Annotated in this window: 16 protein-coding genes; all 16 read left to right on the top strand. The window is 66.6% G+C overall.

Annotation, left to right across the window (positions count from 1 at the left end):
• Positions 1–401, top strand: a 401-nt coding sequence (locus ACLFMY_RS01715) for a c-type cytochrome (RefSeq protein ID WP_410762782.1), incomplete at its 5' end; no start/stop codon positions are given.
• A gap of 150 nt (positions 402–551) precedes the next feature.
• The gene (glmM, locus tag ACLFMY_RS01710) at positions 552–1,883 is read left to right on the top strand and encodes a phosphoglucosamine mutase (RefSeq protein WP_410762781.1); all 1,332 of its coding nucleotides are present in this window, start codon (positions 552–554) and stop codon (positions 1,881–1,883) included.
• 215 nt (positions 1,884–2,098) lie between these two features.
• The gene (gene rpsB, locus ACLFMY_RS01705; protein WP_410762780.1) at positions 2,099–2,839 is read left to right on the top strand and encodes a 30S ribosomal protein S2; all 741 of its coding nucleotides are present in this window, start codon (positions 2,099–2,101) and stop codon (positions 2,837–2,839) included.
• A gap of 117 nt (positions 2,840–2,956) precedes the next feature.
• Positions 2,957–3,832: a translation elongation factor Ts gene (gene tsf / locus ACLFMY_RS01700; protein ID WP_410762779.1), complete on the top strand. Its 876-nt coding sequence runs from the start codon at positions 2,957–2,959 to the stop codon at positions 3,830–3,832.
• A 177-nt stretch (positions 3,833–4,009) separates the two neighbouring features.
• Positions 4,010–4,753, top strand: coding sequence for a UMP kinase (gene pyrH / locus ACLFMY_RS01695; protein ID WP_410762778.1), 744 nt, complete (start codon positions 4,010–4,012; stop codon positions 4,751–4,753).
• Complete coding sequence (gene frr, locus ACLFMY_RS01690) at positions 4,746–5,303, top strand: ribosome recycling factor (protein WP_410762777.1); 558 nt, start codon at positions 4,746–4,748, stop codon at positions 5,301–5,303. Before pyrH ends, frr begins: the two co-directional genes overlap by 8 nt.
• A gap of 6 nt (positions 5,304–5,309) precedes the next feature.
• A complete protein-coding gene (gene uppS / locus ACLFMY_RS01685) occupies positions 5,310–6,077 on the top strand; it encodes a polyprenyl diphosphate synthase (protein ID WP_410762776.1) in 768 nt (255 codons plus the stop codon).
• Positions 6,074–6,901 (top strand): phosphatidate cytidylyltransferase, encoded by an 828-nt coding sequence (locus ACLFMY_RS01680; RefSeq protein ID WP_410762775.1) that lies wholly within the window; start codon positions 6,074–6,076, stop codon positions 6,899–6,901. Before uppS ends, ACLFMY_RS01680 begins: the two co-directional genes overlap by 4 nt.
• Positions 6,898–8,112, top strand: coding sequence for a 1-deoxy-D-xylulose-5-phosphate reductoisomerase (gene dxr, locus ACLFMY_RS01675; protein WP_410762774.1), 1,215 nt, complete (start codon positions 6,898–6,900; stop codon positions 8,110–8,112). Before ACLFMY_RS01680 ends, dxr begins: the two co-directional genes overlap by 4 nt.
• Before the next feature lie 6 nt (positions 8,113–8,118).
• Positions 8,119–9,504: an RIP metalloprotease RseP gene (rseP, locus tag ACLFMY_RS01670; RefSeq protein ID WP_410762773.1), complete on the top strand. Its 1,386-nt coding sequence runs from the start codon at positions 8,119–8,121 to the stop codon at positions 9,502–9,504.
• A 109-nt stretch (positions 9,505–9,613) separates the two neighbouring features.
• Positions 9,614–11,962: an outer membrane protein assembly factor BamA gene (gene bamA / locus ACLFMY_RS01665; RefSeq protein ID WP_410762772.1), complete on the top strand. Its 2,349-nt coding sequence runs from the start codon at positions 9,614–9,616 to the stop codon at positions 11,960–11,962.
• A gap of 214 nt (positions 11,963–12,176) precedes the next feature.
• Entirely contained in the window at positions 12,177–12,689 is a 513-nt protein-coding gene (locus ACLFMY_RS01660; RefSeq protein WP_410762771.1) for an OmpH family outer membrane protein, read from the top strand.
• 24 nt (positions 12,690–12,713) lie between these two features.
• Positions 12,714–13,781, top strand: a complete 1,068-nt coding sequence (gene lpxD / locus ACLFMY_RS01655; RefSeq protein ID WP_410762770.1) for a UDP-3-O-(3-hydroxymyristoyl)glucosamine N-acyltransferase — start codon at positions 12,714–12,716, stop codon at positions 13,779–13,781.
• Positions 13,778–14,236, top strand: a complete 459-nt coding sequence (gene fabZ, locus ACLFMY_RS01650) for a 3-hydroxyacyl-ACP dehydratase FabZ (RefSeq protein ID WP_410762769.1) — start codon at positions 13,778–13,780, stop codon at positions 14,234–14,236. Before lpxD ends, fabZ begins: the two co-directional genes overlap by 4 nt.
• Entirely contained in the window at positions 14,233–15,000 is a 768-nt protein-coding gene (gene lpxA, locus ACLFMY_RS01645; RefSeq protein ID WP_410762768.1) for an acyl-ACP--UDP-N-acetylglucosamine O-acyltransferase, read from the top strand. Before fabZ ends, lpxA begins: the two co-directional genes overlap by 4 nt.
• Positions 15,001–15,072: 72 nt before the next feature.
• Positions 15,073–16,479 (top strand): class II fumarate hydratase, encoded by a 1,407-nt coding sequence (locus tag ACLFMY_RS01640; RefSeq protein WP_410762767.1) that lies wholly within the window; start codon positions 15,073–15,075, stop codon positions 16,477–16,479.
• The last annotated feature ends 7 nt before the right edge of the window (positions 16,480–16,486 follow it).

The following is a 16,486-nucleotide window of genomic DNA, read 5'->3' as shown; positions in this document are numbered from 1 at the left end:
GCGACAAGGACGACAGCGACAAGGATGACGATCAGGCCAAGTCCGAGAAGGACGACGATGGCGAGGAGAAGGGTTCTGACGAACTCGCCAAGGCGGATGTCGAGCGTGGACAGGCTCTCTACTCTTCCTGTGCCGTCTGCCACGGCGAGCAGGGCGAGGGTGGTCACCTGATGAATGCGCCCAAGCTCAAGGGCATGGCGGCCTCCCAAGCGGCGTCCCTGCTGAAGGTTTACCGCAAGGGCACCGAGATGGGTGAGTACTCCTACGCGATGATCCCGCAAGCGACCCACCTGTCCGACGCCGACATCAACAACCTGGCGGCGTACATCGCTGTCATCGGCGAGGAAGGTGCCGGCGAGAGTGCCGACAGCGACGAGCCGGAAGGTGGCCCGGCCATGTAAGACCCCTTCCGGGGCCGTCGGTCGCCTCTTGGCGGCGATCGACGATCAGACACGACGAACGGCGCCGGCCTTGCGAGCCGGCGTTCTTGTTTCCGGCGATCTCGTCGGCAGGCGGAAGGCCGGGCCGGTGGACACAGGAGAGGCACAGACGTGACCAGAGTCTTTGGAACCGATGGAGTGAGGGGTGCGGTCGGCCAGTGGCCCATGACCCCCGAGTTCGTTCTCAAGCTGGGCTGGGCGGCCGGCAAGGTCCTGGGCGACCATGGACGCCGACGCGTATTGATCGGCAAGGACACGCGCGTCTCGGGGTACATGTTCGAGTCTGCGCTGGAGGCCGGGTTTGCCGCTGCGGGAGTGGACGTGCGGCTGCTCGGACCGATGCCTACCCCCGCGATCGCCTACCTGACGCGCACCCTGCGTGCCTCCGCGGGCGTGGTCATCAGCGCCTCGCACAATCCCTATGCCGACAACGGGGTGAAGTTCTTCTCGTCGCACGGCGAGAAGCTGCCCGATGCGGTCGAGGACGAGATCCAGGCGATGATCGACCAGCCTCTGGAGGTGATCGACAATCGCCGGCTGGGCAAGGCCGACCGGATCGAGGACGCGCCGGGGCGCTACATCGAGTTCTGCAAGAGCACCGTTCCCAGCGGGATGATGCTCTCGGGGCTGCGCATCGTGGTCGACTGCGCCCACGGTGCCACCTACCAGGTGGCCCCGCGCGTCTTTGCCGAACTGGGCGCGGAGGTCGAGGTGATCGGCGCCGGGCCGGACGGCTTCAACATCAACGAGGGCGTCGGCTCGACCCACCCGGAGGCCGTCCGCTCCGCGGTGCTGGCATCCAACGCCGACCTGGGCGTAGCCTTCGATGGCGACGGTGACCGCGTGGTGATGGTGGATGCGGGGGGCAACGTCCGCGACGGTGACGAGCTTTTGTACGTGATCGCGGCCGGTCGTATCCAGCAGGGTTACGCCGGGGGCGTGGTCGGCACGCAGATGAGCAACCTCGGCCTGGAACGCGCGGTGCGGGGGCTGGGCTGTCCGTTCCTGCGTGCCAAGGTGGGAGACCGCTACGTGCACGAGGCCCTCAAGCGCGAGCAGTGGCTGCTCGGGGGCGAGTCTTCCGGTCACCTGCTGTGCCTGGATCGTCACAGTACCGGCGACGGCATCATCGCCGCACTGCAGGTGCTCGCGGAGATGGCGCGTCAGGGAAAGTCCCTGGGCGAGCTGCTCGAGCCGATGGATATCCTTCCCCAGGAACTGATCAACGTGCACATCGACCGGCCGGTTTCGCTGGAGGACCCGGCCGTGGCCAGCGCCGTCAAGGCCGCCGAATCCCGGCTGGCGGACAGGGGGCGCGTGCTGCTGCGCCCGTCGGGCACCGAACCGCTGATTCGCGTGATGGTCGAAGGCGAATCGGCCGACGAGGTGCGCGCGGTCGCGGAGGAGCTGGCCGACGCGGTCCGGGCGCATGCCGCCGGATGAGCGGCCCGGCCCGGGTGATCGATCGCTCCCGGGATTCCCTGCAGGGCCAAGTTCCCGTATAATCCGCGCGCCGGACCGTCGCTTTCGTCAGCGGGCGGCCGGAAATTCCACACGTCCATCGCTATGGCAGCGCGGGGTGCCCGCCGGTTGATCCGGGGGGTTGTGCTGTCAGATCGGGCGGAGGCCTAACCCAATCAAAACAGGTAGTTATCAAGATGGCTAAAATCACCATGCGTCAGATGATCGAGGCCGGTGTCCACTTCGGTCACCAGACTCGATACTGGAACCCGGGCATGGCGCCCTACATCTTCGGTCAGCGCAACCGGATCCACATCATCAACCTGGAAAAGACGCTGCCGATGTTCGAGGATGCCTTGAACTACATCGGCAAGCTGGCCGGCAATGGCGGCAAGATCATGTTCGTCGGCACCAAGCGTTCGGCCCGCGACATCATCGAGACCGAGGCCAAGCGCTGCGGCATGCCGTACGTCAACCACCGCTGGCTCGGCGGCATGATGACCAACTTCCGCACCGTGCGCTCCTCCATTCGCCGCCTCAAGGCGCTGCAGCAGATGGAAGAGGACGGCACCTTCGCCAAGCTGGTGAAGAAGGAAGCGCTGGAAATGACCCGCGAGCGCGCCAAGCTCGAGCGTTCCATCGGCGGCATCCAGGACATGGAGCGTCTGCCGGACGCACTGTTCGTCATCGACGTTGGCCACGAGGACATCGCGATCAAGGAAGCCAAGAAGCTCGGCATCCCGGTCGTGGCCGTTGTTGACACGAACAACAGCGCCCAGGGCGTCAATTACGTCATTCCGGGCAACGACGACGCGATTCGTGCCATCCAGTTCTACACCACCGCCGTTGCGGATGCGGTACTGGATGCCAAGGGCGCCTCGAGCGTCAGCGAGTCGGACTTCGTCGAGGTGTCCGAACAGGAAGAAGCGGCCAAGTAAGCGGCCGCGGCCGGACTCGTCCCCACGAGCGGGCGGACGAGCCGGTCCCCTATGTGAGCAACGGGTCGTCAGGCCCGTTGTTTTTCTACAAGACAGATTTTCGGGAGAAGACAGGTCATGGCAATTTCTGCCTCTCTGGTCAAAGAACTCCGTGAGCGTACCGGCTCCGGCATGATGGAATGCAAGAAGGCGCTGGTCGAGACCGACGGCGACATCGAGGCGGCCATCGAGCAGATGCGCAAGAGCGGCCTGGCCAAGGCCGACAAGAAGGCCGACCGCGTGGCCGCCGAAGGCCAGGTCGCCATCGCCATCAGCGACGATCGCAAGACCGCCGCGATGGTCGAGATCAACTCCGAGACCGACTTCGTCTCCAAGGGCGACGACTTCACGGGCTTCGCCCAGGGCATGGCCGAGCGCATCCTGGCGGACGACCCGGCCGACCTGGAAGCCGTCAATGGTCTCGAGATCGACGGCGAGAAGGCCGACGACCGCCGCAAGGCGCTCATCGCCAAGCTGGGCGAGAACATCCAGATCCGCCGGTTCGTGCGCATGAGCACCTCCGGCGTGATCGGTGCCTACCGTCACGGCGAGCGGATCGGCGTGCTGGTCGAGCTCGAGGGCGGCAACGAGGAACTGGCACGTGATCTCGCCATGCACGTGGCGGCAAGCAAGCCGGCCTGTGTCGACGAGTCGCAGGTCGACGAGGAGACGCTCGAGAAGGAGCGCGAGATCTTCCGTGCCCAGGCCGCCGAGTCCGGCAAGCCGCCGGAAATCGTCGAGAAGATGATCGAGGGCCGGATCCGCAAGTTCCTGGCCGAGATCACCCTCGTGGGTCAGCCGTTCGTCAAGGATCCCGATCAGACCGTCGGCCAGCTTCTCGAGAAGGAAGGTGCCAAGTGCGTCCGCTTCGAGCGCATGGAAGTGGGCGAGGGCATCGAGAAGGAGGAAGGCGACTTCGCCGCCGAGGTGATGGCGCAGGTCAAAGGGGGCTGATCGCCCTCCAGGAAAGCCGGGGCCAACCCGGCTTTTTTTTGAACTGCAGAATCTCCGATCAAGCCCTCTTAGGGTCGGCCGCCCGGACCGGAGGGCTTGCTCGGATGTTCCCAGGTGCGTCATGCTCGGCGTGGCGCGACAACCAATCGCAAGCACACAGCCCACAGGTGAAACGATATGCAAGCTGCCGGCTCCCCCCGTTATCGACGTGTCCTGCTCAAACTCAGCGGCGAGGCGCTGATGGGCGACCAGTCTTTCGGGATCGACCCGGCGGTGATCAATCGGCTCGGTGACGACATCCAGGCGCTCAAGGACCGTGGCGTCGAGGTCGCCGTGGTCGTCGGTGGCGGCAACATCTTCCGCGGCGAAGGCCTGGCCGGCGCCGGGATGGACCGGGTGACGGGCGACCAGATGGGCATGCTGGCCACCGTCATGAACGGGCTGGCGATGCAGGACGTGCTCGAGCGCCGCGGGCTGAAGGTTCGCGTGATGTCCGCGGTATCGATCCATGCGGTCTGCGAGGACTACATCCGCCGTCGCGCGGTCCGCCACCTGGAGAAGGGGCGGGTCGTCGTGCTGGTCGGCGGGACGGGCAACCCGTTCTTCACCACCGACTCGGGTGCGAGCCTCCGCGCCGCCGAGATCAATGCCGACCTGATGATCAAGGCGACCAAGGTGGACGGGGTCTACAGCGCCGATCCGCAGCTGGACGCCGATGCGGAACGCTACGATCATTTGACGTACAATGCCGTGCTCGACCAGCGGCTGGGCGTGATGGACGCCACCGCGATCGTGATGTGTCGCGATCAGCAGATGCCGCTGATGGTGGTGGACATCAATGAACCGGGTAACCTGGTGCGGGCCGTGAGTGGCGAGCCCGTCGGTACCCTGGTGACAGCGGAGAACGTGAAGAATGATTGACGACGTGGTCAAAGATGCTCGCACGCGCATGAACAAGAGCATCGAGGCGCTCAAGACCGAGCTTTCCAAGATCCGTACCGGTCGGGCGCATGTCAGCGTCCTCGACCATATCCACGTGGAGTATTACGGCAGCGAAGTGCCGCTCTCCCAGGTGGCCAAGCTTTCCGCCGAGGATGCGCGCACCCTGAGCGTGACGCCGTGGGAGAAGGACATGGTCGGCAAGATCGAGAAGGCGATCATGACGTCCGATCTGGGGCTGAATCCGTCTTCCGCCGGCACGGTGATCCGCATCCCCATGCCTCCACTGACCGAAGAGCGGCGCCGGGAACTGGGCAAGGTCGTGCGCCATGAAGGCGAGAACGCCAAGATCGCCATCCGCAACATCCGCCGGGATGCCAACAGCGACTTCAAGGCCTTCCTCAAGGAGAAGGAAATCTCCGAGGACGACGAGCGTCGTGGCGAGGAGATGGTTCAGAAGCTCACCGACGAGAGCGTGGCGGAAGTGGATCGGATCGTGGCCCAGAAAGAAAAAGAACTGATGGAAGTCTAGGCCGTCGTGAGCCGGGCGCCTACCAACGAACCGGCGACGGCGATCGATCCGGCGCGCCGACCTCGCCACGTCGCCATCGTGATGGACGGCAACGGTCGCTGGGCCAGGGCCCGGCACCTGCCACGCAAGATGGGACACCAGCGCGGCCGGCGTGCCGTGCGCGCCACCATCCGTGCCGCCATGCGGCTCGAGATTCCCATCCTCACCCTGTTCGCCTTCTCCTCCGAGAACTGGTCGCGCCCGGCCGACGAGGTCGATGCGCTCATGAAGCTGTTCATCAACGCGCTGGAGAAGGAGCTCGACGAACTCGACGCGAACGGCGTGCGACTGGGATTCATCGGTGATCGCTCGCGCCTGGACCCCGGCGTGCAGCGGCTGATGGCTGTCGCGGAGGAGCGCACCGCCGACAACCGTCGTCTGCACCTGCAGATCGCGGTCAGCTACGGCGGGCAGTGGGACATCCTGCAGGCGGCACGTCGACTGGCCGAGCGTCATGCGGACGAGGCGCTCGATCTCGACGATCCGGCCGTGCTGGCGGATGAATTCGAGAAGGGGCTGGCGACCGCCGGCCAGCCCGCGGTCGATCTGTTCATCCGTACCGGCGGCGAGAAGCGCCTGAGCAACTTCCTCCTGTGGCAGTCGGCCTACGCCGAACTGTACTTCACCGATGTGCTCTGGCCGCGCTTCGACGAGGCGGCCTTCGAACAGGCGGTGCGCTGGTTCTCGGGGCGCGAGCGCCGGTTCGGTCGGGCTCCCGGAGAGGACGTGTCGTGAGCTCGACCGCGGTGCGAGTGATCACCGGCATCGTCGCCGGCCTGGTGGCGCTTGCGGTCGTGCTGTTCACCCCGGAGCGGATCTTTGCCGGCATCACCCTGGTCGTCCTGGCATGGGCTGCCGTCGAGTGGTTTCGTCTCTGCGGGCTGGCCCCCTGCCAGATCTGGCCGTGGGTGGTCGGTACGGTACTGATCGCCGTCGGCTGGCATCAGTTCTGGCCGGCCGATCAGCTTGTCTGGCTGATGGGCGTGGCCGCCACGGCCTGGCTCTTCCTGTTCGGCACCCACCTGCGCTACCGCACTACCCGGCCGCCCGGGCGTCCCTTCTGGCAGCGTCGCCTGATCGGGCTGGTGATCCTGCCCCTGTTCTGGGTGGCACTCGTCGGGATCCATGCAGCCCCGCAGGGGCAGTGGTTGCTGCTCTTCGGCATCCTCGTCGTCGTGGTGGCCGATTCGCTGGCGTATTTCTCCGGCCGCGCCTTCGGCCGGCACAAGCTCGCTCCCATGATCAGTCCCGGCAAGTCTATCGAGGGCGTGGTCGGCGGGCTTGCCGGTGTCGCCGTGCTGGCGGCGATCGGGGCGATTCTGCCGTTGTTCGCGACCACGCCTTCCTGGCTGCTGGCGCTTTGGTGCGTGGTGGTCGCGCTCGCCTCCGTGGGTGGCGATCTCGAGGAGTCCCGTCTCAAGCGGGAGGCGGGTGTGAAGGACAGCGGACGGGTCCTGCCCGGCCACGGCGGCGTCCTCGATCGGCTCGACGGACAGTTCGCCGCGATGCCGTTGTGGTGGCTGGCCCTGTCGCACATGCAGCTGATGGGCGGATCATGAAGCGCATCGGGATCTTCGGGTCGACCGGCAGCATCGGCCGCAGCACGCTCGACGTGCTCGCACGGCATCCGGCGCGCTATCGCGTGGAGGTGCTGGTCGCCCACGGGCGGGTCGAGGCCCTCTTCGAGCAGGTCCGGCAGTTCCGCCCGGCCGTGGTGGGCCTCGTCGACGTGAAACGCCGGGATGAACTGCTCTCGCGACTCGAGGAGCTGCCGGCCGCCGAGCGCCCGGAGCTGGTGGTGGGCCAGGAGGCGGTCGACGGGCTCGCCGGTAGCGAGGCGCTCGATGTGGTGGTGGCCGCCATCGTCGGCACGGCCGGGCTGCAGTCGACCTGGAACGCCCTGCACGCGGGCAAGCGGGTGCTGCTTGCCAACAAGGAGTCGCTGGTTGCCGCCGGCGAGCTGATGATGGACGTGGCCCGTCGGAGCGGGGCGGAGCTGTTGCCGGTCGACAGCGAGCACAACGCCATCTTCCAGTGCCTGCCGGCCGCCCCGGGCGACCGTTGCACGGACCCGGCGGAAGTCGAATCCATCGTCCTGACCGCCTCGGGCGGTCCATTCCGCGACTGGCCGGCCGATCGCTTCTCCTTCATTACTCCCGAGCAGGCCTGCGCCCACCCCAACTGGTCGATGGGGCGCAAGATTTCCGTCGACTCGGCCACGATGATGAACAAGGGGCTCGAGGTGATCGAGGCCGCCCGCCTGTTCCGCATCGATGCCGACCGGATCGAGGTGGTCGTTCACCCCGAATCGGTGATCCACTCCATGGTGCGCTTCGTCGATGGATCGGTGCTCGCCGAGCTCGGCGAACCGGACATGCGCACGCCCATCGCCCATGCCCTGGCCTGGCCCGAGCGGGTGGCGTCCGGCGTCCGTCCGCTGGACTTCCATGCACTCAACGGCCTGCACTTCGAGCGCCCGGATTTCGCCCGCTTTCCGGCCCTGCGGCTCGCCTTCGATGCCCTGCGCGCTGGCGGGGCGGCGCCACTGGTGATCAACGCGGCCAACGAGGTCGCGGTGGCGGCCTTCCTGGAGGGCAGGCTGTCGTTCCCCGGCATCGCCGCGGCGACCGAGGCCACGCTGGATGCCATGACCGCTGCGGGTCGAACGGCCGCGCCGGGGTCCATCGACGCGGTCCTGACGCTGGACGCCGAGGTGCGGTCATGGACGGCCGACTGGTGTCGGTCGGCGAAACTGACGGCGGGTGGGTGACGACCGATGGACGTGCTGATCAGTCTGCTGGGCTTCCTGCTCACCATCGGCATCCTGGTGGCGTTCCACGAGTACGGCCACTTCTGGGTCGCGCGAAAGCTGGGCGTGCGGGTGCTGACCTACTCGCTGGGTTTCGGCAAGACCCTGTTCTCCACCCGCCGTGGCCCTGACCGGATCGAGTACCGCGTCGGGGCGCTCCCCCTGGGCGGCTACGTGCGGATGCTCGACGAGCGCGAGGGCGAGGTCGATCCGGGCGAACGCCACCGCGCCTTCAATCGCCAGCCCCTCTGGAAGCGCAGCCTGATCGTGGCCGCCGGCCCGGCGGCGAACATCCTGCTTGCCCTGTTCCTCTGGTGGCTGATGTTCATGGTGGGCACACAGGGCACCCTGCCGAAGCTGGGCGACCTCGAGCCGGGCACGCCGCTGGCCGAGGCGGGCCTGCAGTCGGGCGACGTGATCACCTCCGTGGGGCCGCATGCCATCGAGAACCTGACCGATCTGCAGCTGCGGCTGATCAACGGCGGCATCGAGCGCCAGACCCTGCCCCTGGGCTTCGAGCGGGACGGCCGTGCCCTGTCCACCGAGCTGGACCTGTCGGAGCTCGACCCGCTGGGCGGGTCGATCGGCAAGCGGACGCCCGACGTGCTTTCCAAGCTCGGCCTGGTCCTGTGGCAGCCACCGGGCGTGGCGGAGATCGCTGCGGTGCAGGCCGGCTCGCCGGCGGCCGAGGCGGGCCTCGAGGAAGGCGAGCGGATCGTGGCGATCGACGGACGCGGCTACAGGGATCCCGGCGAATTGATCGACTGGATCGGCGAGCGGGCCGGCGAGACGCTGCGCCTGACGCTGGAGGACGAGGACGGTCGGCGGCGTGAGGTGGAAGTCTCTCCTCGTGCGACCGAGGTAAACGGGGAGGAGGTCGGTCGTGTGGGCGTTTCGCTCGCCTCCCGCCCGCACGATCCGGAGGCGGCCCGGGCCATGGTTCTCCTCGACCGGTCCGGGCCGATCGAGGCCTTCGGGCGCTCGATCGATCGAAGCTGGGAGATGACGGCACTGACGTTCCAGGTCTTCTACCGGCTGTTGCGAGGCGAGGCGAGCCTGGCGAACCTGTCCGGTCCGGTGGCGATCGCCGAATATGCCGGCAAGAGCCTGCTCCTGGGGCTGTCTACGTTCCTCGGGTTTCTCGCCCTGATCAGCCTGTCACTGGCCATCCTGAACCTGTTGCCGATCCCGATGCTCGACGGTGGGCACCTGCTGCTGTACCTGATCGAGGTGGTCAGGGGGCGCCCCCCCGGCCCGGCGTTCGAGGAGATCTACGCGCGCATCGGGATTGTCGCGCTTGCGGCCCTGATGATGGTGGTCTTCTACAACGATATCGCCCGGTTGATGCACTAGCTGGACTTGGTTCACAATAGCCGGGTTTGCTCATGAGCTCGTGGTCATGGATGTCTCGTCATGGCCGCTTTCGTTCTTCCATTTGCCTGACCAGGAAAGCCCCTTCGGCATGACCATCACACAACGTTTCACCGCGGCACTCGCCCTTGGCGCCCTGTTGTTGCTTCCCTCGCTGGCACAGGCATTCGAGATCACCGATATCCGGGTCGAAGGGCTGCGGACCATCTCCCCGGGGACCGTGTTCACCTACCTCCCCTACGAGGTCGGCGACGACTTCCAGCCGGAGGACAGCACCCGGGTGGTCGAAGCGCTCTACGACACCGGGTTCTTCAAGAACGTCGAGGTGGGACGCTCGCCCGACGATGCCCTCCTGATCCGCCTGGAGGAGCGCCCGACCATCACCGCGCTGGAGGTCAACGGCAACGAGAAGGTCGAGACCGAGCAACTCCAGGAAGCCCTGAAGTCGATCGGGCTGGTGCAGGGGCGGGTCCTCGACCAGCGTGCCCTGGACCAGATGCAGACCGAGCTCCAGCGGGTCTACTACAGCCTCGGGCAGTACGGTGTCGAGATCGAGACCGAGGTCGAGGAGCTGGAGGACAACCGGGTCTTCGTCAACATCGAGATCTACGAGGGCAAGCCCGCCGCCATCCGGCGAGTGCGCATCATCGGCAACGAGGACTTCTCCGAGAAGGAGTTGCTCAAGTCCTTCGAGATGGGTCCGGCGCCGTGGTGGGCATTCTGGTCCAAGCGTGACCAGTATTCCCGCCAGAAGTTGTCGGCCGACCTCGAGCGGCTGCGCTCGTACTATCTCGATCGTGGCTACCTGAAGTTCCAGGTGGACTCCACCCAGGTGACGATCACGCCGGACAAGAAGGACATCGAGGTGGTGGTCAACGTCACCGAAGGCGAGCGCTACAAGGTCGAGGACGTCACCTACAGCGGCAACATGCTCCTCAACGAGGAGACGCTGGCGGAACTCAACCGGGTCGAGGTGGGCGAATACTTCAACCGTCGCCAGGTGGTGGACACGAGCGACGCCATCGGCCGGCGGATGGGTGATTACGGCTATGCCTTCGCCCAGGTCGAACCCCGTCCGGAGATCGACGAGGCCGACAATACCGTGGTGGTCGACTTCAACCTGCAGCCCGGCCGTCGCGTCAGCGTTCGCGAGATCGAGTTCAAGGGCAACTTCAATACCGACGAGGTCGTCTATCGCCGCGAGATGCGGCAGATGGAGGGCAGCTGGTATGCCGGCAACAAGCTCGACCGTTCCAAGCAGCGCATCGAGCGACTCCCGTCGGTGCAGCAGGTGGAACAGAATGTCAGCCCGGTCCCGGAGTCGCCCGACCAGGTCGACGTGGAATACGACATCAAGGAGCAGTTGTCCGGCTCGCTCACCGCGGGCGTCGGCTTCTCCCAGTCGGAGGGGCTGCTGTTCAACGCGGGCATCAACCAGCCGAACTTCCTCGGCACCGGCAAGTCGGTTGGCCTGAACGTGGAGCGCAGTTCGTACCGCGAGTACTACCAGTTCGACTACAAGGATCCCTACTTTACCGTCAACGGCGTCAGTCAGGGCTTCGGGCTGTTCTACCAGAAGCAGGACGGCACCGAGCTCTCGCTGTCCCGCTACCTGGTGGATTCCTACGGCGGCAACATCAACTTCGGTGCGCCGTTCTCCGAGAATACCTTCGGCCAGATCGACTTCCGGGCCGAGAACCAGGAGATCAAGGAGACCACGGCCTCGCCGAGCTGGGTCACCGGCGAGACGAGCGACGGGGACCAGCCGGGACCGGGCTTCGATGGCGAGGAGTTCACTACCTTCAGCATCCGGCCATCGTGGCGCTTCGATACCCGCAACCGCGCGACGTTCCCCACCGCCGGCCAGTTGCACCGGCTGTCGGCGACGGTCGCCGTGCCGGGCAGTGACCTGACCTACGTCAAGGGCGAGTACGACGGCGAGTTCTACCAGCCGCTGACCGACAACTTCACGGTGCGGGCACACGGCAACGTCGGCCAGATCAAGGCCTACGGCGACACCCAAGGCGACTACAGCGGCGTGAGCGACTACTACGACGGGCTGCCGCCCTTCCTGAACTACTTCACCGGGGGGATCCGCTCGGTGCGCGGCTACGAGGACTACTCGCTCGGTCCGCGGGATTCGAACGACGATCCCATGGGCGGTACGTTCAAGGTCAACGGCGGGCTGGAACTCGTCTCGCCCCTGCCTTTCCTGACCGAGCAGCGTGACACGGTGCGCATGGCCCTGTTCTGGGACATCGGCAATGCCTATGGTGACGTGGACGATTTCGATACCGGATCGCTGAGGCAGTCCGCTGGTGTGGCACTGAGCTGGATCTCGCCGGTCGGCCCGCTGATCTTCAGCTACGCCCAGCCGCTCAACGACGAGGAACGGGATCGGACCCAGCACTTCCAGTTCTCCATCGGCGCCTCGTTCTGATCCGGCAATCGGCGCTGTGGCATAATGCCCGGAACGGGGTGTGCCCGATCGACGTGTCGGCTTGGAGGCCGGCCGGGGCACCGGTCCCGAACTGGTAGCCGGGAGAACGAACAGACAACGGGGCGCCGCCGATCGGTTTCGGGGGTTCGCGGGTTCCCGGCTCACCCTTACACAGTCACCCGCTCCGGGTGATGACGTTGCAGGAGATGACAGCGTGATTCGCTTGGTTAGACGTTTCGCCTTCTTGGCTGCCTTCCTCGCCTTGCCGGCCCTGGGGCAGGCGGCCGATATCAAGATCGGGTTCGTGAACTCTTCCGTGCTGCTGGAGCAGGCGCCTCAGGCCGAGCGGGCCAAGCAGCAGCTCGAGGAAGAGTTTTCCTCCCGCGAGGAGGAACTCCGGCGCATGCGCGAGGAGGTGCAGGGGCTGGAGAACCGGCTCAACCGTGATGGCGTCACCATGAGCGAGGGCGATCGCGGCAACATCGAGCGCGAACTCAACCGCAAGCTGCGTGACCTGCAGCGCGAGCAGAACAACTTCCGCGACGACCTGAACCTGCGCAAGAACGAGGAGCTGGGCAAGCTCCAGCGGCTGGTACTGGACGCGATCCGTGCCGTGGCCCGGGACAAGGGCTACGACCTGGTGCTGTCCGAGGGCGTGGTCTACTCCGCCGACCGGGTGGAAATCACCGACGAGGTGCTGGACCGTCTGGAATCGATGGGGCGCTGATCGGCGCCGCCCGGTCGTCAAGTCGTGAGTACCCAGGCCACGTCATCAGCCACGGTAGCGGAACTCGCCGAGATGCTCGGCGCCGATGTGCCCGGGGAGGGCCAGCGAGTGATCACCGCGGCGGCATCCCTGGCCTCGGCCGGGCCGAGGGATGTCGCCTACTACGACGGTGACCGCAAGTCGGCCGACACGGCATCGCGCACCGGCGCGGGGCTCGTGGTCACCAACGAGGCCGGCCGGGCGCAACTCCCCGCCGGCCTGCCGGTGCTCGTCGTGCAACACCCGCGACCGGCGTTTGCCCGCCTCCTCGAGCGATTGTATCCGCGCAAGCGACGCGACTCCGGGGTCCACGAGACGGCCGTGGTCGCGGCGGATGCCGAGATCGACCCCTCGGCCTCGATCGGTCCCCAGGCCACGGTCGGGGCGGGCAGCCGGCTCTCGGCGGATGTCGAGATCGGGCCGGGGTGCCTGATCGGCGAGAACGTCACCATCGGTGCCGGCACCCGCCTGATCGGCCGGGTGACCGTCCTGGACGACACCGTGATCGGGGCCCGCTGCGTGATCCAGCCCGGGGTGGTGATCGGTTCCGACGGTTTCGGGCTGGCCCTCGAGCAGGGGGAATGGCGGCGGGTGCCGCAGGTCGGTCGCGTGGTGATCGGCGACGATGTCGACATCGGCGCGAACACCACCATCGACCGCGGTGCCCTGGACGACACCGTCATCGAGGACGGGGCGAAGCTGGACAACCTGATACAGATCGCTCACAACGTGCGCGTGGGGGCGCACTCGGCCATCGCCGGCTGCGCGGGGCTGGCCGGTTCGAGCGTGGTCGGACGGCACTGCACCCTGGGGGGTGGCGTCGGACTGGCCGGCCACCTGACGCTGGCGGACAACGTCCACATCACCGGCATGTCGATGGTGACCCGATCCATCCACCGCCCGGGTGTCTACTCGGCCGGCACGCCACTGGATACGAACGAGCGCTGGCATCGGAATGCAGCCCGTTTCAAGCAGCTCGACCGACTCGCTCGGCGGGTGCGACAACTGGAAAAACAGCTCGGCGACACGCCGAGCCATGAGGACGACTCGTGAGTGAAGAAAACACCATGAACGTGCAGGAGATAATGAATCTCCTGCCGCATCGCTACCCGTTTCTGCTGATCGACCGGGTCATCGACTGGAAGGCGAACGAATACCTGGTGGCCGTCAAGAACGTCACCTTCAACGAGCCCTTCTTCCAGGGGCACTTCCCGGTACGCCCGATCATGCCGGGCGTGCTGGTCACCGAGGCGATGGCCCAGGCAACCGGCGTGCTCGCCTTCCGCAGCAACGGCGGCGGTCCCAAGGAGAACGCCCTCTACATGCTCGTGGGCCTCGACGATGTTACCTTCCGTCGCATGGTCGAGCCGGGCGACCAGCTGGTCATCCGGGTCGAGATCAAGCGCATGGCCCGGGGCATGGGCATCTTCAATTGCGAGGCCCGGGTGGACGACGAGATCGCCGCGCGTGCCACGGTCAAGTGTGTGGCCAAGGAAGTGAGCGAGTGATTCATCCCACCGCGATCATCAGCGACGAGGCCCGCCTGGACGAAACCGTCTCGGTCGGCCCCTATGCGATCATCGAAGGCGAGGTGGAGATCGGGGCCAACACGGTGATCGACTCCCATACCGTCATCAAGGGCCCGTGCCGGATCGGGGCGGACAACCACATCTTCAGTCATGCCGTGGTGGGCGAGGTGCCGCAGGACCTCAAGTTCTCCGGCGAGCGCAGTTTCCTGGAGATCGGCGACCGCAACCGCATCCGCGAGTTTTCCACGATTCACCGCGGCACCGAGGGCGGCGGCGGGATGACCCGGCTGGGGTCGGACATCCTCATGATGGCCTATGCCCACGTGGCGCACGACTGCATGGTGGGGGACCACGTCATCCTGGCCAACGCCGCGTCACTGGCCGGTCACGTCGAGGTGGGCGAGTACGCCATCTTCGGCGGCTTCGCGGTTGCCCACCAGTTCTGCCACGTGGGCGCGCATGCCTTCGTCGGCGGCTTCTCCAAGATCTCCAAGGACGTGGTTCCCTACGTCATGGCCGACGGCGCGCGTGCCCGGGCCATCGGGCTCAACAAGGAGGGCCTGCGGCGCCGGGGGTTCTCCGCCGAGACCATCAGCCTGCTCAACCGCTGCTTCCGCCAGCTGGTCAAGCGCCAGGGCGACGAGCTGGTCTGGACGGAGTTCGAGCAGGCCGCGGAGACCGAGCCGGCACTGGCCGAGATGCTCGCGTTTATCCGCGAGAGCGAGCGCGGCATCACGCGCTGACCGGTTGCCGTCACGGCCCATGTCGGCAAGGCAGATCCTCGTTACACCATCCACATTCCGGGCACTGATGCCATGAGTCGAGAAACCCCCGAGCGTATCGAGCGTGACAGTCTCGGCGAGGTCCGCCTGCCCGCCGACGCCCTCTACGGCCCGCAGACACAGCGCGCGGTCGACAACTTTCCCGTCAGCGGGCGGACCATGCCCGTTTCGTTCATTGCGGCGCTGTGCCGAATCAAGGCCGCCTGCGCGCGCGCCAACCACGAAACCGGCGGCCTGGACGCCGAGCGGGCGCAGATGATCGAGGCGGTTGCCGGGGAGCTGATCACGCGCCTGTCGGGAGGGGATCTCGACGAGGCGTTCGGCGAGATCTTTCCCCTGGATGTCTACCAGACCGGCTCGGGCACCAGCAGCAACATGAACGTCAACGAGGTGATCGCCCGCCTTGCCGGTGAGCAGGCGGACGTGCACCCCAACGACCACGTCAACATGAGCCAGAGCTCCAATGACGTGGTTCCCAGCGCCATCCGCGTGATGGCGGTCAGCCGGGTCGAGGCCGACCTGTTGCCCGCGCTGGCGCACCTGGAAACGGTCCTGCTCGACCGGGCCCGTGAACTGGCCGACGTCGTCAAGACCGGCCGCACCCACCTGATGGACGCCACGCCGATCCGTTTCGACCAGGTCCTCGAGGGCTACGTCGAACAACTGCGCGCCGCCAGAGGGGCCGTCGAGCAGGCACGCGACCGGAACCTTGCGCTCCCGCTCGGTGGCACGGCCGTCGGGACGGGGCTCAATGCCCCGGCGGGCTTCGCCGAGGAGGCCGTCGCCGCACTCAACGAGTCGATGGATCGTCAGGCGCCGTTCTCGCGCCTGTCCAGCCTGGCCGCGGGTCTCAGTGCACAGGACGACTCGCTGGCGCTGTCGGCGTCCCTGCGGGGGCTGGCGGCCTTCCTGCACAAGCTCGCCAACGACCTGCGCTGGATGAACAGCGGCCCGCTGGCCGGGCTGGGGGAGATCACCCTCCCGGCGCTGCAGCCGGGCAGCTCGATCATGCCCGGCAAGGTCAATCCCGTGATCCCGGAGTCGACCGCCATGGTGGCCGTGCAGGTGCAGGGGCTGGATCATGCGATCGCGCTGGCCGCCCAGTCGGGCAACTTCGAACTGAACGTCATGCTGCCGCTGATCGCCGCCAACCTCGACGAGATGATCGAGCTGTCGGCCAACACCAGCCGGCTGCTGGCGGACAAGGCCATCGCCGGCTTCGTGGTCAACCGCGAGCGCATCGAGCGGGATCTCGCCGCCAACCCCATCCTGGTGACGGCACTCAACCCGGTGATCGGTTACGAGGCCGGCGCGGCGATCGCCAAGCGGGCCTATGCGGAGGGACGAGCGGTCATCGACGTGGCCCGCGAGATGACCGATCTCGACGAGGACAGGCTGGCCGAACTTCTCGACCCCCGTCGACTGACCGGGGAAGGCTGAGGGTCTT

The organism is Guyparkeria sp. (genome assembly GCF_046545975.1).
GTDB lineage: Bacteria > Pseudomonadota > Gammaproteobacteria > Halothiobacillales > Halothiobacillaceae > Guyparkeria.
The sequence above is the reverse complement of the archived record's forward strand: the minus strand, read 5'-3'. Positions and strand labels throughout refer to the sequence as shown.